We start from the raw sequence: 20,241 nt of genomic DNA on the forward strand, positions 1-20,241 counted from the left end.
CTCGCGGGGCACGCCCCCACGCCGCCACCGGCGCAGGGCGCCACGGCGGGCAGCCCGCCGCGTGACGAAACCGCGCCCCCAGCATCGGCGCGCCCAGACAGGCGGACACGATGCAAAGCGGGCTGATCTGGCGGGACGAGATACCGAGCCTCGCCCCGCGCGCGGACACAGCCATCGAATGGTGGTTCGTGCAGGGCCGGATTGCCGGGCCGCGGATGGGGCCGCGCCACGTCATGACGGCGCTGTTCCGTATCCATGCCCTCGACGGCAGCGCCCCCTACGGCGCAATGCTCTTGCAGCACACGGTGGAGGAATCGACCGGGCGCAGCTGGCTGCACAGCCGGGTCACCCCCCATACCCTCACCCATCACCGCCAGATTGCCGGGCGGGTCGCCATGGGCAGCCTGCCGGCCCCGGCGCGGGGGCTGGCGCTCAGGCAGCATCTGGCCAGGGCGGACGATTGGGCGCGGCGAAGCGGCGTGGTGGTCGACGAAGCGAGCCCGCGCTTTCGCGAAACCCCCTTCGGCGTCGACTGGAACGGGTTCGAACTGGCGCGCTCCTCGGGCGGGTTGGACATGCGCGTCGCCGTCGGCCCGGACGAATTCGCCGGGCTTGCGTTGCGCCCCGAAAGCGCCTGGCTCGACGAACGCAGCGAGCGCCTTCACGACGCTCTCGGTCCCGCCTTCGGGTATCAATGCTGCCCGCGCCTGAGCGCGACCGGCACGGCGGGCGATGACCCCGTCACGGGGCAGTTCTGGCTGGACCGGCAATGGGGCCGCTACGAGGGGCTGCTGCTTGCACCAGCGGGCGGTGGCTACAGGCTTCTGGGATGGGACTGGTTCGGCCTCAACCTGGACGACGGGACCGACCTGATGGCGTTCCAACAGCGCGATGCCGCCCGCGCACACAACGGCATCTCTTTCGCCGTGGTCTTCAAGGATGGCCGCCCGCAGCTGCGCCGCAGGGTCGACGCGACGCCGTCCCGGTACTGGACAAGCCCCCGAAGCGGGGCGCGCTACCCCGTCGGCTGGACGCTCGACCTGCCGGAGGAGGGCCTGGCGGGCGAAATCCGGCCGCTTCTCGACGATCAGGAAATCCCCGTCTACGGCACGACGGCCATCTGGGAGGGCGCGGTCCGCTTCGAGGGAACGACACCGGCCGGTCCCGTCGGCGGCGACGGCCGGCTGGAGCTTGTCGGCTACGGCACCCCGCTGACGCTCGGCGCGCAACTCGGCCGGTCGCTCAGCCGGCTGGGCACATCCGTCTCGGCGGGGCTCAGGCGCTTGCGGGCGGGCTGAGGCCGGCCGCCGGCATCGGTCCTTACTTGCCGCGCAGAACCTCGGCCGGCGGGCGCCGCGTGACCGAAAGCGCGGGCAGCAGCGAGCCCACGATGCCGACCGCGAGCGACAGCCCGACGCCCTGTGCCAGCAACGCCGCACCGATGCGCGGGGCGACGAAACCCGAGATGTCGGGCCGGGCGGCCACGGCCTCGGCGGCGAGCACGCCCGCCGCGGCCCCCGCCACGCCCGCGACCATGGCGATCACCGTGCCCTCGATCAGCAGCGCCGAGACGATGCGCCAGCGCGCCCAGCCGATCGCGGACAGGATCGCGATCTCGCCCCGGCGCGCGGCGACCGCGGTCGACATCGCCGTGAAGATGACAAGCCCCGCGCTGACCAGCGCCACCGTCGAGATCGCGTAGGCCAGCACCGCGGCGATCCGTGCGAACATGAAATCCGACGCCAGCGTTTCGGCGCGCTCGACGGCCAGGTCGGGAAAGCGTTCGCGTATGCGGCCGGCAACCTCGTCGGGCCGATCCGGGTCCGTCCGGACGTTGATCACGGTCGCCTGGCCGTCGCGAAACGTCAGCGCCTGCGCCTGGGTCAACGGAACATAGGCAAGGCTGCGGGCAAGGACGGTCGGTGCAGTGACGACGCCGGTGATCTCGAACCGGGTCTGGAACAGCCAGACTTCATCGCCCATCGCGAAGCCGGCACGTTCGGCCAGCGCCTCTCCGACCGCCACCTCGCGGCGATCCGGCCCTGCCGGCAGCCGGCCCTCGACCACCGTCAGGCTCTCCCATGGGAAACTGCCCACCGGCCAACCCACCACGCCGACCGACCGGCCATCGTCGAGGCTCGTCAAACGCGAAAGCTCCGGCGCGGTCCGGGTGACACCCTCGATTTCGTCGATGTCCTCGGCACGGGCGTCGGGCACGATCGAGGAGACGAGATCCAGCGCCCCGGCCTCGGTGACCATAAGGTCGGTGCCACGGTCGACGAGGGTCGAAAGAAGCGAATGTTCCACCCCCCGCGCCAGCCCGACGAGCGCCACGAAGGACGCGACGGCGATCGTGATCCCCGCAAGCGCGCCCAGGTTGCGGGGCTGCCAGCCGGACAGGTTGCGAAGCGCCACGCCGAACAGCGTCATTCGGTCTTCTCCGTACCGGAGAAACGGCCACGGCCGTCATGCATCCGGAATTGCAGCGCGCAGCGCGCGGCGAGCGCGGTGTCATGGGTCACGATCATCAGCGTCAGGCCCTCCGTGCCGTGAAGCGCGAACAACAGGCGCAGGATCTGTTCGGCGTTGAAGCTGTCCAGCTCGCCGGTCGGCTCGTCCGCCAGCAGGATGGACGGGCGATTGGCCAGGCTGCGCGCGACCGCGATGCGCTGACGTTCCCCGCCCGAGAGCCCGGCCGGCCGACGGTGTGCGAAGGCGCGCGCGTTCACCCGGTCGAGCAGGTCAAGCGCGCGCTGCCGCTGTTCGCGCGGCGGCAGGTGCGTGCCCTGCATCGCGATCTCGACATTTTCCACCGCCGAAAGGCGCCGGAGCAACCAGTCGTCCTGGAACACAAGGCCGATGTGATCGCGGCGGAAGCGTGCCCAGTCGGCCGGGGTCCGCGGCACCTCTTGACCAATGCGCACCTCTCCGGCCGTGACGGGCAGAAGCCCGGCCAGCGCGTGCAGCAGGGTGGTCTTGCCGCTGCCGCTGGGCCCCGTGATGGCCACGCTGGCGCCCGCGGGCACGTCGATATCCACGCCCGCAAGCGCCCGTACGGCGCCGCGCCGGAACGTCCGTTCGAGGCCGCGCGCCCGGATCGCCAGCGTTTCCGTCATGGCCGCGCCAGCCGCCCGGAACGGAGATGCGCGATCAATCCCTCCAGCCCCTCCTGCGCCAGAACCGCCGCGAACTCGCGCCGGTGGTGCGCGGACATGCGGATGCCGTCGACCTCCACGTCGCAGACGCGCAACGCAGGAGGCGGGCAGAGGATCCACGCGCTGGTCCTGGTGCGCTTTTCGCTTTGCGTCCGCAACAGGACGATCCGCGTGTCGGCACGCTGCCGGACGGCGCGCACCCGCGATGTCGTCGGCCCGAACCGCTGAACCGCCCGCTCGAACCCGATGGCAAGGTGGTGGCGGAATGCGTCGCCGTAGCGCGCCCGGTCCGAGGGCGTCGGCCTGACATCGCGCGGCAATGCCGCGGCGGCCATCGCATCCAGCGCGAAGATCCGGGTCGCAAGCTTCCTGAAGCGGCGCATGCGCGCGTCGGGTGCGAGGTCGGCCTTCGCCGACAGGGCGTCGAGCGCCCGAACCGCATCCGACGCCCAGTCCGCGAGCGACGGATCCTCGGCCCGGCCGGCGGCCGGCCGGATCGAAAGCAGTGCAGCCAGGCAAACGATCGCGAGGGCCCTGCAGAATTTTCGCACGTTTCCACCCTTTCCACGGCGCTGCCACGGTTGGATCCTTATCCGCCAACTGTGCGGCGGGATCAACACGGGGCGTCCGGATTCGGACCGGGTCGTGTTCGCCATCTCCGGGCAGGCCCGGCCCGGGGACCGAAGGTGGTGCGAAAGCGCCGTTCGCGCCCCCGCGTTACCCGAAGGTCGAGACGAGTCGCCCCGCCAGCGATGGAGGCGATGGTGCGCGGGTCGCAGCCGCGTTACACTCGGCTGGCAGGAAAGCGGCGGCGTTGCCTGACGCGCCGGTGGGCAAGCCCGGGACGCGGCCGCGCGGCGGCCGTGGCAACAGGCGGGCCATTTCAGGGGGCGGAGCATGTCATCCCGGGATCTCGAGAGCGGCGCGGACCAGTCCGCACCAGGCACGGATACGCCTCGGGGCACCGGCCTGACGGAAGCCGAGGCCGCGCGCCGGCTCGAACGCGATGGCCCCAACAGACTGCCCGAGCCCGAAAGCGCCGGTCCTTTCAGGATTTTCCTGCGGCAGTTCCTCAGCCCCTTCATCTATATCCTGCTGATCGCGGCAATCGTTTCGCTCGCGATCGGGCAGATCCCCAGCGCCGTGTTCATCGCCGCGGTCCTGCTGCTGAACGCGACCATCGGGACGGTGCAGGAGTTCTCGGCCGAGCGGTCGGCGCAGGCGCTGCGCAACCTCGTGAAGGGCACGGCGCGCGTCATTCGCGAGGCCACGCCGAAACGCATCGACGCCGAGCGCGTCGTGCCGGGCGACATCGTCCTGCTCAGTTCGGGCGACAAGGTGCCCGCCGACATCCGCCTCGACGACAGCCAGAGCCTGACCGTCGATGAATCGATGCTGACGGGCGAATCGACGGCGGTGACCAAGAACGCCGGGGCCGAGGTGCCCGCCGACGCCGCGCTGGGCGACCGCGTCGATCACTGTTTCGCCGGCAGCGTGGTCACCCGCGGCCGGGGCCGCGGTGTCGTCACGGCCACGGGCGGCAACACGCAGATCGGCGGTATCGCCAGCCACGTCGCCGAGCGGCGCGTGTCCGAACCGCCGCTCATGATCCGCATCCGCACCTTCACCTATCGCGTCGCGGCCGCGATCATCACGGCGATCGTCCTGCTTGCCGCGCTCATGCTGCTGCGCGGCGGATACGACGCCGAGGGCATGGTGATGATGGCCATCGGTCTTGCCGTCTCGACCATTCCGGAGGGCCTGCCAGCGGCGTTGACCGTGGCGCTGGCCATCGGCATGCGGCGCATGGCGCGGCTCAACGTCATCATCCGCAAGCTGGTGGCGGTGGAGGCGCTCGGCTCCTGCACGTTCATCTGCTCGGACAAGACGGGCACGCTGACGGTCAATCAGCTGACCGTGCGCCGCATCGTGCTGGCGGACGGCACCAGCTTCTCGGCGACCGGCGAGGGGGTGGGCCCCGGCACGGTCGAGGGCGAGAACGGCGCGGCGCCGGACACGCGGTTGCAGGATCTGTGCATCACCGGTGTGCTCGCGAACGAGAGCATGCTGGACTACGCCGGCGGGGAGTGGGTCTCGGACGGCGACATCGTCGACGTGGCCTTCCTGGTGCTGGCCAAGAAGCTGGGCCTGTCGCTGTCGCAGACCCGGCTGCGCAAGCGGCAGCTGGAACTGGTGCCCTACGAATCCGAGCGCGCGCTGTCGGGCAGCCTGAACGAGGACGCCGAGGCGCCCATGCTCAACATCAAGGGCAGCCCGGAAAAGATCCTGTCGCTGTGCACGCACATGCAGACGCGCGACGGGCCGGTGCCGATCGAGACCGAAACCATCGAGCAACGGTTCGCGGAACTCGCCGCGCAGGGTTACCGGCTGATCGCGCTGGCACGGCGGCCGGCGCGGCGCGCGGGCGCGCTCGACCAGATGCAGGAGATGACCTTTCTGGGCATGGTCGCGATGATCGATCCGCTGCGCCCCGAGGCCAAGGACGCTGTCGCGCGCTGCCGGCGTGGCGGCGTGGAGGTCGCGATGGTGACCGGCGATCACCCGCTGACCGCCCGCGCGATCGCCGCCGAGCTGGGGCTCTGCGGGCCCGACGACGCGGTCGTGACCGGCGCCATGATCCACGAGGCCGGTGACGACCGCGACCGGCTGGACGCCCTGATCCGCCCGGCACGCGTCTTCGCCCGCATCGAGCCCACGCAGAAGGAGGCGATCGTCGACAGCCTCAACCGGGCGGGCCACTTCGTCTCGGTCACGGGTGACGGGGTGAACGACGCGCCCGCGATGCGCCGCGCCAATGCCGGCGTCGCCATGGGCAAGCGCGGCACGGACGTGGCGCGCGAAACCGCCGACCTGATCATCACCGATGACAACTTCGCCTCGATCATCGACGGGATCGAGCAGGGGCGCATCGTCTACAACAACATCCGCAAGGTGATCGGGCTGCTGATCGCCACCGGCTTCTCGGCGTTGCTGCTGTTCTTCCTGACGGTGCTGGCCGGGCTGCCGATGCCGCTGATCGCGGTGCAGCTGCTGTGGCTCAACCTCGTGGCCAACGGGTTGCAGGACGTCGCGCTGGCGTTCGAGCCGAAGGAGGGCGGCGAACTCGACCGGCCGCCCCGCCGCCCGGACGAGCCGATCTTCGAACGCCACATCATCGAACACGTCCTCATCACCGGCACGCTGATGGGCGGGCTGGCCTTCGCGACCTACTGGTATCTGCTGGACGCGGGCACGGGCCTCGACGCGGCGCGGAACCTGACGCTGATGCTGATGGTGCTGTTCGGAAACATCCACGCGCTGTCCAGCCGGTCCGAGACACGCTCGCTGTTTCGCATGCGCTTTTTCGCCAACCCGTTCCTGATCCTCGCCGTGCCCGGGGCGCAGGCGCTGCATATCGGGGCGATGTACATGCCCGGGCTGGGCGACGTGCTGGCGCTCGAGCCGATCTCGCTGCGCGAATGGACGCTGCTGCTGGGCGTCGCGCTGGCGCTGCTGGTGACCGAGGAGGCGCACAAGACCGTCCTGCGCCGTCGTGAACGCCAGGCGGCGCAAGTGCGTTGACGGCGCGGCCGGGCGACGCTGGAGGCCTCAGTCCGCGAACAGCACGCGCGGCCAGCCGTACCGGTCCATCCAGCCGACCCAGGCGACATCGGTTGGCCCGATGACGTGCTCGACGACGCGCCAGCCGCCCGGATCGCGGCGCAGCACCAGCAGGACGAGGTCGCTCATCATGTCGGCGGCCCAGGCCTCGGCCATGGGCGTGCGCGACCAGTCGAGCGGTCGGCCGTCCGGCTGCAACGGCGTTGCCTCCAGGTAGGCCCATGTGCCGTCGCTGCGCAGCCGCGAGACCTTGAAGATCACCGGTTGGCCCAGCTCGCGCTGCACCGGAACGCGGGCCGCGTCCATCAGCGCCGCGCGTTCGTCCGTGCCCCGCGCCGGGGTGTAGTAACCTGATGGCGACGGCGACGGCGCGGGCGCGGCCGGAGCCTGCTGCGCCTCGCGCCGCACGACCCTGCGGATTTCCACCGTGAAGATGCCGCGGTTGTCCACGTCGGCATTGGTGGCCCACGTGGACGGGTCGGAATCCACGACCGTGTAAAGCCCGCCGGGCAGCACCATGCCGGGCTCCACGTGCCAATAGGCATCAGGCACCCCGCCCTGCCCTTCCGAGCCGTAGGCGGGCCACGGTCCGTAGAGTTGCCCGCTCTCGTCGCGCAGGGCGATCGTGCCGGGCGCCGCGCCCTGCCCGTGGTTCCAGTGGTAGGTCGTGATGCGGTCGATCATCGCCCGGCGGGCCAGCCGGAACGTCGTGGGCGCCGACGGGCCGTTGCCCACCGCCATCTTGCTGTCGATACCGCCGGTGACCGGGTCGCCCACCGCCTGCCAGACGCCGCCACCGGCCGGCGTCGTCGCCGTGGAGGGCTCGGCCTGCGGCGCGGGCCGCGCGGGCGCGGCAGCGGGATCCTCCGGGGTTCCCAGCCCGGGCCCGACAAGCGTGCCGCGGGCAAGGAACGCCTGCCGGTCGACAAGCCGCAGCGTGTCGAGGATGCGATCCATGAGCGCGCGATTGTTCTCGAACGACGCCTTGTCGAGCGCGCCGAAGCCCACCAGCGGGTGCCCGCCGGGGAACCGATGCTGGGAGACGGCCCAGTACATCCGCACGCTCGAGCCGAAGGCCTCGTTGTCGACGACGAAAGTGATGAAGTCCACGCCCGGCGCCACCGGCAACGTCTCGATCCCGGAGGCCGTGAAGACATCGCGCACGGCCGGGTCGGTCAGAAGCGGCCGCGCCACCTCCTCGGCGTCGAGCATGCGGATGTCGAGCCCCAGCCCGACCCGCCGCGCCCGGTCGTGGCCCGGGGCGATGGCGGTGAAATCGGTCGCGTCGTCGCGCGCCACGGTCCAGTCGGGCGGCAGGGCGACCGACAGGCCGAACTTTTCGTAGCGGATCCAGCCCGGCGGGGTCCGGCCGTCTGCGGGGCTGGCCGCCGCCGGCCCGTCCGCCTGCGTCTCGGCGGCGGTGTCGGCGCGCGGTGCCTCGGCCGCGCGGGGGGCGACAGGCTCGGGCATCTCTGCCCCCGGCTCTGCCGTGGCCCGCGGCGCGTCACCGGCGCGCGAAACCTCCATCGCGGTCTTCAACAGCCCCGGGTCGCAGGGCCGCGCGTCCTCGGGCAGCAGCAGCCACGCGTCGTCGAGCAGGGCCTCGATCCCGTCGTTCGCGTCCAGCCAGGCGTCGTCGGCCCGTGCCTCGACCACCACCGGCTCATCCCCGGGCAAGCACTTGTCGAGCAGCGCCACCTGCCGCGCGCCCGTGTCGTCGCCCCGCGCCCCGCGGCCGGCGAACAGCGTGGCAGGCTCACCCATGATCTGCGTGCGGCGCGTTTCGGGCGGGGCAAGGAAACCGTTGCCAAGGCTGTTCGATGAGCTCAACTGGAAAACCGACGGGAAGGAATCCCCTCCGGTTCCGACGTTCAGGCTGGCATGGGGGTCGTCCTTCGTCCTGATCCGGAACGCGGAGCGACTGCGCCCGGTTTCGAACCCCTCCGGCGGGACAAAGGCGAACAGCCCGTCCAGCGCGAATTCCGCGCGGGCAGTGATCGCGGGGTGGCATTCCTGCATGCCGTCGGGCCAATGCGGTTCGATGTTATCCAGAACGGCCTGGAGGTCGTTGTCCTCAAGCCACCTCTCGGGCGCCGCCATCTCGATCATCACCGGTGAGCCGTCCGGCAGGCACCGCTCGAGCACGTACTCGCGCGCCTGGCCGCGCAGGTCGATGCTGCGGCCGACCTGCATGCCCTTGTAGGGCAAGGGGCCGGAATAGAGCCGCGCGGGCTGGCCCAGGATATTGGCGGCGCTTTCCTCCGGCACGCCCTGGAAACGCGAAAGCATGCCGACAGACCCCCGGCGCCCCCCGAGTTCCTCCCGCGCCGTTTCGCCCCGGCGCAGCGTGACATAGGCGCTCCATACCGTTTCGGTGCGCAGGGTGACCTCTTCCTCGTCCTCGTGCAGTTCCCAGCCTTCGGGCGGGCGGACCGTGAACAGCCCGCCCAGCGTGGTGACCTGTTCGGCCGGGGCAACGCCATCCGGTCCGGCGCGGGTCGTTGCGGCCCTGAATGCCTCGGCGTCTGCCACCCGGATGGTGGCATAGATCCGCTCGATCAGGGCCGCCTTGTCGTCGAGAAGCGCGGGATCGAAGGCCTGGAAACTCACCAAGTGATGGCCGTATTCGGCATGGCGGTAGGGCGATACCACACCTTCCGAGCCGGTGCTTTCGCCTGTCTGCTCCGGGCGCGCGATGAAGCGGTCGAAAGCAATGCCCGGCCCGACGACCAATGCGGGCCGCGGGTCTGCCTGCAGAAGCGCGGAAAAGCTTTCGTCCTCAACATAGCCTTTGAGTGAATCGTTATGATCCAGCGTCTGAATGCCCAGGCCCAGACCCTTTCTTTCGCGCGGCACGGTGCCCGGCGCCGCGACCACGTAGATGTCGTCCTTTTCGCGCATGACCTTCCAGTCCGACGGCACGGCAAATGTCAGGCCAAGCGCCTCGTGCCGGGTCCAGCCCTCGGGGATGTCCGCCGCGCCCGGGTCCGCGGGCGTCGCCTGCGCGCTCTCCGTTGGGGAGGGCTCGACCGCGAAGACATCAGCCTGCGTGTCGCCGTCTTGCGCGTCGGCCTCGCCGGCCGGTTCATCCGTCTCCGGCAGGAGCTCGTCGAGCGGTTCTTCCTCCACCGCCGGGGCGAAATCGCCGTACTGGTCGGCCAGCTTGTCGATCGTCTCGGCATCCGTCTGGGCAAAAGCCGGTGTGGCCAGCAGCAGGGCGAAGAACGCGGCACGCATCATGGAAACGGTCCTTTCGGTCATTGGACACCCGCGCCGGGCAGGCGGTCGAGCATGTTTTCGTATTCGCGCCCGATCGCTTTTAGCTGGTCGCGGTCGAAGGGCACGTATTCGTGCCCGTCAGCCGTCTCGTGCCAGGCGCCGGCCAGTTGCAGCCTCATTTCGGCCGTGCAGCGGGTGACGGTCTCGCCCCCGTCCCCGGCGCGCGCGCGATGCAGGCGATGCACGCGGCACCGGAACGGTTGCGTCATCTGGGCAAGGGGAGTGTCGCCCACCTTGCCCTCGCAGTCGGAGATGGCGGTGATCCGCTCGAAATAGGGGGCGGCGAAAATCGCGTCGCCCTGGCCCAACGCCGGCACCCCGGCATTTGCGCCCCGCGCGACCCCCAGCACGCGACCCGGGGCCGCCGCCGTCCACGCCGCACCGTCGAACCGGCCCACCAGCAGATACTTCCCGGGCGAGACGGCGGTCTGCAGGCGCGTGCCCGGATTCGCCGGGCGCTGCTCCTGCCGCTGCCGGTCCGGCCGACCCTTGCTGCGCGTGGTGACGGTGCAGTCCTGCGGCCCCTCCGAGCGATCGAAGGAGGTGATGATCCCCTCGGCCTCGGGCGTGCCGAATACGACCAGCGCCTCGTCCCGCTCGAAGACGAAGCGGCGCGTGACGGCGCCGTCGGGCCTGTCAAGGCGAATGGTGTCGGGAAAGCCCGCCTTCAGCCACGCAAGTTTCGTCAGCCGGATATGCAGCGGCTCGCCGGGCTTGAGCGTGCCCCGCCACGTTTCGCCATCGCCGAGCAGCATGTGGAATTTCGTCGGCCCTTCCAACCCGAAGGCCGAGACCTCCAGCGTCAGCGGCGCGTTCAACTCGGGCCGGACCTCGCGGTTGAGGGTGGCCACCTGTTCGTTCAACCCGTCGAGAAACCGCTCGCGGGCGATCTCGGGCAGCACGTCGCGCATCAGCTTGGCCATGATGACCGAATAGTGTTCGTCCTCCAGCTTTTTCCTGATCGCCTTCGTCAGCGAGGCGCCGCGCGCCATTCCGGCCGTCGCCTGGTCCACGTCCGCGGCATACTCCGAAAACCGCGCGCTGTCCCAGAACAGGCTCACGTAGTTCCTGACCTCGGTGTGCATGACGCTGCTGAATTTTTCGGGCCTGTTGATGTTGTCCAGGTACCACGCGAGCAGGAGTTTCCACTCGTTGATCGTGCGCCCGCCCTCGGTGCGGTTGCGGATTTCCGCGACACGCTCTTCCAGGGTCGGTGGCAACCGTCCGACGGACCCGTAATAGCGATCCTTCGCGGCCTGCTCCGTTTCGCGGTAATACTTCTTGTAGGACTGGCGCCAGGCGTCCTCGCGCGCCGACCAGGCCGCTTCGCCGAAGTAGCTCAGCGAGACGTCGATCGGCAGCCCGGCGATCATCGCGAGCTGCATGCCCGGCGTGCCGAAACGTCCCATGAGGTAGCTGGCGACGCCCTTGTAGGCGTTCAGGATTTCCGGCCGCCCGTCGCCGGAGACCGGCCCCAGCGCCAACTGGTAGAGCGTGAGCGCGAGGCCGAGGTTGTTCAGCGCACTGCCCAGCTTGGAATAGGCCGATGACACTGCGCTCGAGCCTGACAGATGCTCGAACAGCGTAGCCCCGGCACCCATGATGCCCAGGTCGGCGGAGATGAGGGAAAGCCCCTGCCGGAACGCCTGCTCCTCGGCCGTGCGCAACAGGTCGCGCGCCTGCGCCTGCTGGTCTTCCATGGCGGCGCGGATGGGCGCGACGAGCGGCACCTGCTTGTCAAGCGGGTGGAACCGCGCCAGCGGGTTGACCTCGAAGCGCACGACACGCTCCTTCGGGCCGTCGCCCTTCGTCTCGACCCGGATCGGCGTGAAGGACTCGGCGCGCGCACCGGCGGCCGGCGCCACGACGAGCGCGACGAGCAGGCCGAGGCAAACACAGGACAGGATCGAATTCCGGAAGGGGGTGGCCATTGACGACTCGTGCATGTTCATTTGAATGGAGCGTATCGGCGAACGCGGCCTTGATATGGCTCAAACCGCGGGGCAACCGGCCGGCCCGAAAAGGCATGGACGCCGGCGTGACCCTGCTATGCATGTTGCACCGGTGATGCCGTTGCCAGTCAAGCCTTGCCCTCATCGTGTAACTGTCGGGTGATCGGCTGTCGTCATGCCCGTCTCGAACCTCGATCACGCAGCGACCGGGCGCCTCGATCTCGGGCTGGGCGACAAACGGTGCGCCCACGGTCTGCGCGTTCTGCCACGGCCAGACCTGCCGCCCGGTCCCGGTGCGCACCCGGAACGCCATGTCGAGTTCGGGCGGCACCTTTGGAAAGGCCACGGTCAACACGCCTTGCCGTGCAAGCTCGCCCCTGTAGTGGTCGCCGTCGCGCCGCGGCTCTATCGTGCCGCGAACGGTGGCCCCCGGCGGGATCACCTCGGCACCGTGCACGCTGACGAACAGCGCGGCAAGCTCCCCGGTGCGCAGGTCGCGGCCGCCGACACCTTGCGAGGTCACCCACTTGCCCGAGGTGCCGGAGGCGGATCCGTTCGATGATTTCGTTTTGCATCACCGTTCCTCATGGTCAATTCTGGTGGCACGCATCGGGCGATGCATGCGCGCGCCACCGCCAATACCGACGCCAGCCCGAAGGACGTGCGCGAGGCGTCGATGCCGTTGACGGTCAATGCCGGGGTTCCGGCGACAAATCGCGCGATCCAGGTCGCCAAGGCAGCTTATGCCGAGATCGGCATCGCGGTCTGACGGAAGGGACACGATGAACAACCGGGGTGGTTACTATCAGCGGGACCGGACGCCACGAGACCCTGATCGCCGCGCGCGAGGACAGCAACGACATGCCCGTCCACCGCTTCGACATCCGCCTGAAAAGCGACAACGAAACCGTATCCTTCGATATCTGAGACTGTTGCCATGGCCAGCCCCTGCATCATAACCGTCGCGATCACCGGATCGGTGCCGCAGAAATCCGACAACCCCGCCGTGCCGATCACGATCGACGAGCAGGTGGAGTCCACCCACGCCGCCTTCGAGGCGGGCGCGACGCTCGCGCACTGCCACGTGCGCGAGGAGGATGGCACGCCGACATCGGACCCCGAGCGTTTCGGGCGACTGCAGGAGGGCATACGCAAGCACTGCCCGGGCATGATCGTGCAGCTTTCGACGGGCGGGCGCTCCGGCGCGGGCAAGGCGCGCGGCGGGATGCTGCCGCTGGCGCCCGACATGGCCTCGCTCTCGGTGGGGTCGAACAACTTTCCCACCCGCGTCTACGAGAACCCGCCGGACCTTGTGGATTGGCTGGCCACCGAAATGGTCCAGTATGGCGTGAAACCCGAGATCGAGGTCTTCGACCTGTCCCATATCTTCCAGGCCGTGAAGATGCAGGGCGACGGCCGGCTCGCCGCGCCGCTGCATGTCCAGTTCGTCATGGGCGTGAAGAACGCCATGCCGGTCGATCGCGCCGTCTTCGACTTCTACGTCGAAACGCTCGCGCGCCTTGCCCCGGACGCCACCTGGACCGGGGCCGGAATCGGCAAGGACCAGGTCACGCTCAACCGTTGGTCGCTGGAGCGGGGCGGACACTGCCGCACGGGACTGGAGGACAACGTCCGGCTCGACCGCGAAACCCTGGCACCATCGAACGCCGCCCTGGTGGAGCGGGTCGTCGCGCTGTGCCCCGAATACGGCCGGCGGCCGGCCACCACGGAAGAGGCGCGGAACATCCTGTCGCTGCCCCCCGCGCCGCAGGGACGGGGGGACTGAGACGACGGCGCGTTCCCCGAAGGGTGCGCGCCCGCGCGGCACAAAGACGCGCGGGCGTGCAAGGGAAGTGAGACGAACGGCTTCCCCGATGTCATCCGGACGCTGCCGGGGTGCACGCCCGGCGTCTTCCCGCGGACCGAGGTCTTCAAGCATCTGACGGTGCACCACGGCCTTGCCCGCCAGACCGACCTCGCGATCCGCGACACCCGGGACAGGATCAAGGCGGATTTCGAGGATCTGCACCCGCTGCTGCTGCACGTCCATGCCGGCAACGCCCTTCACCTCGACGACGACGCGCTGGTGCCGTTCGAGACCTTGCCGCCGCCGAAACTGCATGGACGGACCGAATACTGCATCGAGGGGGCCGGGTGGCACCCGCTTCGCAACGGCGATCTTCCTCATGGCCATGAGCCGGGAGCGCACCGCGACGCGCATGCCGGGCAGGCGCGAACGGCCCTTCTGCACCCCCGGCGTGATCTCGGTCGCGCTGCTGGACCTGCGGGTGCCGGTGGGGCTGGCGATGCCGGGCGTCGGCATCGCGGGCAACTTTGCACTGTTGATCGTCGCGCCCTTCGGGCGTCGACCGCCGGGCGCGTGACCCTGCCCGAGTTGCGCCGGCTGAACCACGGCGGGGCGCTGGCCACCGGGGCGCTGGTACGGCTCGTGCCGGTTCTGGTGATCTTGGGCGCAATCTTCCTCGGACCCGGGCTGTTCACGCCCACGGTGGCCGCGGCGGCGCGCGCGATGCCGGTCTGCGGTTGCTGCTCAACCTCTTCACCGAGTGGCTTGCCCGGCCCAAGCTGCGCGGGTCGCTTCCGGATGCCGCCGGCGCCGGCATCGTGCACGATGCCGCGGACGTGCGACCGCACGCCGTCGACGATTGGTCGGACGACGCGTTCCGGGACGACCTCAAGCTCCGCCTGCCCGAGGTGGTCGCCGCGCGGTCGATCCGTGCGTTCCCGGCCCGGACGTCGCCGGCGGGCGGGGCGGTATTGCACAGCACCAGGCCTGCGACCGGATCGGGCCGTCTCGCGCGACTGGACGAACGGCAAATCGGAACGGCCCGGTCCGCCAGGCAAGCCTGCGGCGACCAGCGGCGATGCACCTGCCCCACGATACGCCGCGCATCACGCAACCGCGGGCATCACCGCCGGCGGATGGCGGCGGCCCCGCCGCGGGGCCACCGTTCATCGCGCATCAGGCCCGTTTGCGCCCCGTGAACATGGCCCGGACGAGGTTTTCGCGGTGGGCACGGCTGGCCCAGATGACGCCGCCGACATGCAGCAGGACGAGCACGAGCGTCGCGTTGGCGGCAACCTCGTGCAGCTCCTCCCACGCGTCGCCGGCATCGCTTTCGCCGTGGTCGTCTTCATGTTCCTCCTCGTCGCCGGTCCATTCTCGCACCTGCCCGGCGCCCTGTGGGACGGCGACGACACCGGCAAGGGGGCCGCGCCCTTCTTCCACCGCAAGCGTGCCCATGCCCGACAGGGCCGTGGCCGCAAGCATGAGCAGCAGCGCGACCGTCATGGCCCCGCCGGCCGGGCTGTGCCCGAGGTGACGCTTGCCCCGGCCGGTCACGAGGCCGCGCAGGTATCCCGCCACGGCGCGCGGCCCGGTCACGAAGTCGGAGAAGCGCGCGTGGCGCGGCCCGACGAACCCCCAGGCGACACGCACCGCCAACGTTGCGGCGATCGCGTAGCCGGCGTAGGCGTGCAGCCACTCGGGCTCCCCTTCCGTCAGGTACGCGGTGGCGAAGGCCGCCATCAGCACCCAGTGGCCGATCCGGACCAGGGGATCCCAGACCCGGATCGTGCCGTTGTGCGGACGCTGCGACATCAGTCGTCGTCACCGCGGCGGTGCACGGGTTCACCGGTCACGGGGTGCAGATGGCCCTCCACGCGCATGCCCTGCTCGTCGGTCATCTCCACCTCGTAGACCCCGTATTCGGTATCGATCTCGTGGACGGTGTAACCTTGCGACTCGAGCTTCTGCGCGAGGTCCGACACGCTCATCCATTCCGAACGCGGTGGCGTGTCCGCGTCGCGGCGCATGTCATCGTCGGAGGCCTGCACCCCGGTCGCGGCCAGCCCGGCGGCAACGGCAAGGGCGGTGGTGACGAGTTTCACTGTCTTCATTGGGTTTCTCCTTCGGTTTGTCGCGGCGGGATCGCCGCGTTTGGCACGCCCCTTGTGCCGCGACTCGCCTGATCGCGGCCTGACGGGGGCTGTCAGCTTGCTGTCAGCGGCGCGGGGCTAGAGAATGCGCCCATGGCACGGCCCCTTGCCCTTCTCATCGCGGTGATCGCCGCCGGGACCCTCCCGGCGCTGGCCGACCGCGAGGACCACGACCGGGCGCGGCGCGCGCTCGAACGGGGCGAGGTACTGCCGCTGGGCCGCATCCTCGAGATCGCGGAAAAGGCAACCGGGGGGCGTGTCATCGAGGTCGAGTTCGAAAGCGACGATGGCCGCTGGGTCTACGAACTGGAGCTCGTTACGCCCGGCGGCCGACTGATCGAGCTCGAGATGGATGGCGCCTCCGGCCGGATCCTGGAGCGGGAAAACGAGGGCCGTGGCGAATACCACGGTGGTGACGACTGATGCGCGTGCTCGCGGTCGAGGACGATCACCGTATCGCGGCCGATGTCGCCGCAGCGCTGGAGAGCGCGGGCTTTCACGCCGAAACCTGCGCCAATGGCGAGGAGGCGTGGTTCCGCGGCGATACCGAGGACTACGACCTAATCGTTCTGGATCTCGGGCTGCCGGGCATGGACGGGCTGTCGGTGCTCAAGCGCTGGCGCGCGGCCGGACGCGAGGTGCCGGTGCTGGTGCTCACCGCGCGCGGCGCATGGCACGAGCGTGTCGAGGGCATCGAGGCGGGCGCCGACGATTACCTGCCCAAGCCCTTCCGCATGGAGGAACTGGTGGCGCGCGCCCGCGCGCTGGTGCGCCGTGCCGCCGGCCACGGCGCGGCGGTGCAGAACGCCGGGGCCCTTTCGCTGGATACAAACCGCATGGCCGTGACGGTGCGCGGCGTGCCGGTCCCCGTCACGGCGCTGGAATACCGTCTGCTCGCCTACCTCGTGCTCAACCGCGATCGCGTCATCCCACCGACCGAACTGCTCGAGCACGTCTACGGCGACGACGACTCGCGCGAGGCCAATGCGCTTGAGGCGGTGATCGCGCGGTTGCGGCGCAAGGTCGGGCCCGGGGTGATCGGCACGCGGCGCGGCTTCGGCTATTTCGTCGAAGGGGGCGGCGCGTGACCGCCCTCTCGCTGCGCTGGCGCCTGCTGGCCGGCGGTGCGGCGGCGGTTATCCTTGCGCTGGGGCTCGCCGCCGCGGGGCTGGCCCAGCTATTCGGCACTCATGTGGAACGGCGCGCCCAGGCCGAGCTCGCCGTGCATCTCGATCAGGTCGTGGCCGGGTTGGAGCGTCGCGAGGGCGCGCTGGTGCTTGCCCGTCCGCCGGCCGACCCGCGGTTCGCGCAACCCTACGGCGGCCTTTACTGGCAGGTCTCGGCGGATGGAAGACTGCTGCGCGCGCGCTCTCTTTGGGACCAGGCGCTGGACCTTCCGGACGACACGCTCGGCGACGGGCAAACGCATTTTCACACCCTGCCCGGCCCCGGCGAGTCGGAGCTTCTTGCCCTTGAGCGGACGGTGGCCCTGCCCCAGCGGCTCGGTGGCGGATCGGTCCGTGCTGCGGTGGCGATGGACACCGCGGAGCTGTCGCGCGCGAAACGGGCGTTCGTGGCCGACATGGCCCCCTACCTTGGGGTTCTCGCGCTTGTCCTGATCGCCGCGCAATGGGTGCAGGTCACCGTCGGCCTGTCGCCGCTGCGCCGGCTCGGGGCGCGCGTCTCGGCACTGCGAAGCGACCGGACGGCGCGGATGGGCCCGGACTGGCCACGCGAGATGCAGCCGCTGGCGGCGGAAATCGACGGGCTTCTCGGCGCGCGCGCGGCCGACGTCGAAAGCGCGCGCACCCGCGCCGCCGATTTGGCCCACGGCCTCAAGACCCCCCTGCAGGCATTGCTGGGCGAGGCCGGCCGCCTGCGCGCACAGGGTGACGTGGCAGCCGCCGAGGGCATCGAGGAGATTGCCGGCACGATGCGGGCCCATGTCGACCGCGAACTCGCCCGTGCCCGCGCCGCCGCCCGTGCCCGCGCGGCGCGCGCCGACCCTGCCAAGGTGGCCGAGCGCGTCGTCGGCGTCTTGAAACGCACCCGCGATGGCGAACGCCTTGCATGGCATCTGGACATACCCGAGAAGCTCGGCGTTGCCATGGACGAGGCGGACCTCGCCGAAGCCATCGGGGCGCTGGCGGAAAACGCCGCGCGCCATGCCGAGAGCCGGGTGACGCTGTCCGCGGAGCCAGGGGACGGCGTTGCCTTGATCCTGATCCGCGATGATGGACCGGGGATGCCGCCAGCGCACCTTTCCGCGGTCACCGCACGTGGCGCGCGCACCGACGAGGGCGGCACCGGGACGGGCCTGGGGCTTTCCATCGCGGCCGAGATCGCCCGGGCCGCGGGCGGCGACCTTTCGCTGCGCAACGGTCGGCGCGGCCTGATCGCGTGCCTGGAGTTGCCAATGGTCGCGGCACCATAGGCCCGGGTCCGGGCAGCGCCCTGTCGCGCCGATCCAGCCGGTGGTGCGCCGGCATCACCCGATCATCGGATACACGCCGGTCTTCTTCACGGTCCCGTAGACGAAGCTGGTATCGATGGAGCCGATGCCACCGATGGGGTGAATGCGGTTGCGGATGAAGTCCTCGTAGGCATCCAGCCCGGCCACCACGACCCTGAGCAGGTAATCGGTGCCGCCGGTCAGCATGTGGCATTCCTGAACCTCGTCGAGACAGGTCACGCGCTGTTCGAACTGGCGCACCGTTTCCTCGTTGTGGCGTTCAAGCCGGACCTGCACGAACGCCGTGATCGGCAGCCCGTAGGCCACCGGATCGGCGTCCACCGTGAACCCGCGTATCGCGCCCGACGCCTCCAGATTGCGAAGCCGGCGCAGGCAGGGGGACGGTGACAGGTTCACGCTTTCGGCCAGATCCTGGTTGGTCATCCGCCCGTTTCTTTGCAGGGCACGGATGATCTGCCGGTCCTTTCGATCCATTACGCTGACCTTTTTGGCATAATATGCCGAAATCCTACTCTTTTATGGAATACTTTGATAGCATTTTGTGGTGCAGGGGTGCGATCATGCCGCAAGCCACACCACAGGAGCCCGCCATGACGCCCCCGAAGGGATTTGCCACCCGCGCCATCCATCACGCCTACGATCCAGCGGACAACGAAGGCGCGCTGACGCCGCCGCTTCACCTGACCTCGACCTTCGCCTTCGAGAGCGCGGAAGCCGGCGCCGAGATGTTCGCCGGGGCGCGCGACGGCCATGTCTACAGCCGCATCTCCAACCCGACCTGCGACCTGCTCGAACGCCGCATGGCCGCGCTGGAAGGTGCCGAGGCGGGCCTGGCACTGGCGTCGGGCATGGGCGCGATCACCGCGACGCTCTGGACCCTTCTCGGCCCCGGCGACGAGGTGATCGTGGACGAGACGCTTTACGGCTGCACCTTCGCGTTCATGCGGCACGGGCTGTCGAAATGGGGCGTCACGATCACCCATGTGGACATGTCCGACACCGACGCCCTGCGCAACGCCATCAGCGACGCCACGCGCGTGGTCTATTTCGAAACGCCGGCCAACCCCAACATGCGGCTGGTGGACATCCGCGCCGCCGCCCGGATCGCGCACGGGGCCGGGGCCAGCGTGGTCGTCGACAATACCTATGCCACACCCTATCTGACACGGCCCATCGAACTGGGGGCGGACATCGTGGTGCATTCGGCCACCAAGTATCTTGGCGGGCACGGCGACGTGGTCGCCGGCATCGTGGTCGGCCGCGCCGCGGACGTGGCCGAGATCCGGGTGGTCGGCATGAAGGACATGACCGGGGCGGTGATGGCCCCGTTCAACGCCATGCTGGTCCTGCGCGGGCTCAAGACCCTCTCGTTGCGGATGGAGCGGCACTGCAGCTCGGCACAGGCCGTGGCCGAATGGCTGGAACGGCAACCGGGCGTCCGCCGGGTGTTCTATCCCGGTCTGGACAGTTTCGACCAGGGCGGCGTGGCCGCGGCCCAGATGGACCGGCCCGGGGCCATGATCGCCTTTGAACTGACCGGCGGCCTGGAGGCCGGACGCGCCATGATGAACCGGCTTGCCATGATCGAGCGCGCGGTGTCGCTGGGCGACTGCGAAACCCTGATCCAGCACCCGGCGTCGATGACGCATTCCACCTACACGCCGGAGGAACGTGCGGAACACGGCATCGGCGACGGCTTGATCCGCCTTTCGGTCGGGCTTGAGGATGTCGACGACATCATCGCGGATCTGGCGCAGGCCCTTCCGGCACCGCGCCCCACCTCCGCCGCGTGAAGGGTGAC

At 69.9% G+C, this 20,241-nt stretch carries 18 protein-coding genes; 10 read left to right on the forward strand and 8 right to left on the reverse strand.

Annotated features, from left to right (window positions below; all coding sequences use genetic code 11):
• Window positions 1-110 precede the first annotated feature (110 nt).
• Entirely contained in the window at window positions 111-1,298 is a 1,188-nt protein-coding gene (locus CEF10_RS13140; RefSeq protein ID WP_101068633.1) for a lipocalin family protein, read from the forward strand.
• Window positions 1,299-1,320: 22 nt separating this feature from the next.
• Here the strand turns inward: CEF10_RS13140 and CEF10_RS13145 are convergent, their stop codons facing one another.
• From CEF10_RS13145 to CEF10_RS16935, 3 genes are read right to left on the reverse strand one after another with little or no spacing between them, the layout of a single operon-like run.
• Entirely contained in the window at window positions 1,321-2,430 is a 1,110-nt protein-coding gene (locus CEF10_RS13145) for an ABC transporter permease (protein WP_101068634.1), read from the reverse strand.
• Window positions 2,427-3,116, reverse strand: a complete 690-nt coding sequence (locus CEF10_RS13150; protein ID WP_101068635.1) for an ABC transporter ATP-binding protein — start codon at window positions 3,114-3,116, stop codon at window positions 2,427-2,429. Before CEF10_RS13150 ends, CEF10_RS13145 begins: the two co-directional genes overlap by 4 nt.
• On the reverse strand, window positions 3,113-3,706 hold the full coding sequence (locus CEF10_RS16935) for an ABC transporter substrate-binding protein (protein ID WP_157933030.1): 594 nt from the start codon (window positions 3,704-3,706) through the stop codon (window positions 3,113-3,115). Before CEF10_RS16935 ends, CEF10_RS13150 begins: the two co-directional genes overlap by 4 nt.
• A gap of 346 nt (window positions 3,707-4,052) precedes the next feature.
• On the opposite strand from CEF10_RS16935, the gene CEF10_RS13160 reads away from it, so the two are divergent.
• Entirely contained in the window at window positions 4,053-6,737 is a 2,685-nt protein-coding gene (locus CEF10_RS13160; protein ID WP_101068637.1) for a cation-translocating P-type ATPase, read from the forward strand.
• A 27-nt stretch (window positions 6,738-6,764) separates the two neighbouring features.
• Here the strand turns inward: CEF10_RS13160 and CEF10_RS13165 are convergent, their stop codons facing one another.
• Both CEF10_RS13165 and CEF10_RS13170 read right to left on the reverse strand, forming a co-directional pair.
• Window positions 6,765-10,037, reverse strand: a complete 3,273-nt coding sequence (locus CEF10_RS13165; RefSeq protein ID WP_101068638.1) for a hypothetical protein — start codon at window positions 10,035-10,037, stop codon at window positions 6,765-6,767.
• Window positions 10,034-12,001 carry a hypothetical protein gene (locus CEF10_RS13170; protein ID WP_232796507.1) on the reverse strand — a complete coding sequence of 656 codons (1,968 nt, stop codon included), beginning with the start codon at window positions 11,999-12,001 and terminating at the stop codon, window positions 10,034-10,036. The genes CEF10_RS13165 and CEF10_RS13170 overlap by 4 nt, the downstream gene beginning before the upstream one ends.
• Window positions 12,002-12,623: 622 nt before the next feature.
• Here CEF10_RS13170 and CEF10_RS16940 point away from each other — a divergent pair.
• From CEF10_RS16940 to CEF10_RS13180, 4 genes are all read left to right on the forward strand, one after another.
• A complete protein-coding gene (locus CEF10_RS16940; RefSeq protein ID WP_232796508.1) occupies window positions 12,624-12,776 on the forward strand; it encodes a carboxymuconolactone decarboxylase family protein in 153 nt (50 codons plus the stop codon).
• A gap of 26 nt (window positions 12,777-12,802) precedes the next feature.
• Window positions 12,803-12,934, forward strand: coding sequence for a hypothetical protein (locus CEF10_RS17345; protein ID WP_269801324.1), 132 nt, complete (start codon window positions 12,803-12,805; stop codon window positions 12,932-12,934).
• 10 nt (window positions 12,935-12,944) lie between these two features.
• On the forward strand, window positions 12,945-13,793 hold the full coding sequence (locus CEF10_RS13175; protein ID WP_101068640.1) for a BKACE family enzyme: 849 nt from the start codon (window positions 12,945-12,947) through the stop codon (window positions 13,791-13,793).
• A 400-nt stretch (window positions 13,794-14,193) separates the two neighbouring features.
• Window positions 14,194-14,391 carry a hypothetical protein gene (locus CEF10_RS13180; RefSeq protein WP_101068641.1) on the forward strand — a complete coding sequence of 66 codons (198 nt, stop codon included), beginning with the start codon at window positions 14,194-14,196 and terminating at the stop codon, window positions 14,389-14,391.
• 599 nt (window positions 14,392-14,990) lie between these two features.
• Here the strand turns inward: CEF10_RS13180 and CEF10_RS13190 are convergent.
• Together CEF10_RS13190 and CEF10_RS13195 are read right to left on the reverse strand one after the other, a co-directional pair.
• Window positions 14,991-15,629, reverse strand: a complete 639-nt coding sequence (locus tag CEF10_RS13190) for a cytochrome b/b6 domain-containing protein (protein ID WP_101068643.1) — start codon at window positions 15,627-15,629, stop codon at window positions 14,991-14,993.
• Window positions 15,629-15,928, reverse strand: coding sequence for a PepSY domain-containing protein (locus CEF10_RS13195; protein WP_101068644.1), 300 nt, complete (start codon window positions 15,926-15,928; stop codon window positions 15,629-15,631). Before CEF10_RS13195 ends, CEF10_RS13190 begins: the two co-directional genes overlap by 1 nt.
• A gap of 132 nt (window positions 15,929-16,060) precedes the next feature.
• Between CEF10_RS13195 and CEF10_RS13200 the strand changes: the two genes are divergently transcribed.
• From CEF10_RS13200 to CEF10_RS13210, 3 genes are read left to right on the forward strand one after another with little or no spacing between them, the layout of a single operon-like run.
• A complete protein-coding gene (locus CEF10_RS13200) occupies window positions 16,061-16,390 on the forward strand; it encodes a PepSY domain-containing protein (RefSeq protein WP_101068645.1) in 330 nt (109 codons plus the stop codon).
• Window positions 16,390-17,055, forward strand: coding sequence for a response regulator transcription factor (locus tag CEF10_RS13205; protein ID WP_101068646.1), 666 nt, complete (start codon window positions 16,390-16,392; stop codon window positions 17,053-17,055). Before CEF10_RS13200 ends, CEF10_RS13205 begins: the two co-directional genes overlap by 1 nt.
• Window positions 17,052-18,401 (forward strand): sensor histidine kinase, encoded by a 1,350-nt coding sequence (locus CEF10_RS13210; RefSeq protein WP_101068647.1) that lies wholly within the window; start codon window positions 17,052-17,054, stop codon window positions 18,399-18,401. The genes CEF10_RS13205 and CEF10_RS13210 overlap by 4 nt, the downstream gene beginning before the upstream one ends.
• Window positions 18,402-18,455: 54 nt before the next feature.
• On the opposite strand, the gene CEF10_RS13215 is transcribed toward CEF10_RS13210, so the two are convergent.
• Window positions 18,456-18,914, reverse strand: a complete 459-nt coding sequence (locus CEF10_RS13215) for an Lrp/AsnC family transcriptional regulator (protein WP_101068648.1) — start codon at window positions 18,912-18,914, stop codon at window positions 18,456-18,458.
• Between the two features lie 116 nt (window positions 18,915-19,030).
• Between CEF10_RS13215 and CEF10_RS13220 the strand changes: the two genes are divergently transcribed.
• Window positions 19,031-20,233, forward strand: coding sequence for a methionine gamma-lyase (locus CEF10_RS13220; RefSeq protein ID WP_101068649.1), 1,203 nt, complete (start codon window positions 19,031-19,033; stop codon window positions 20,231-20,233).
• The last annotated feature ends 8 nt before the right edge of the window (window positions 20,234-20,241 follow it).

Source organism: Roseovarius salinarum, from assembly GCF_002834145.1.
In the GTDB taxonomy this organism is placed as follows: domain Bacteria; phylum Pseudomonadota; class Alphaproteobacteria; order Rhodobacterales; family Rhodobacteraceae; genus Roseovarius; species Roseovarius salinarum.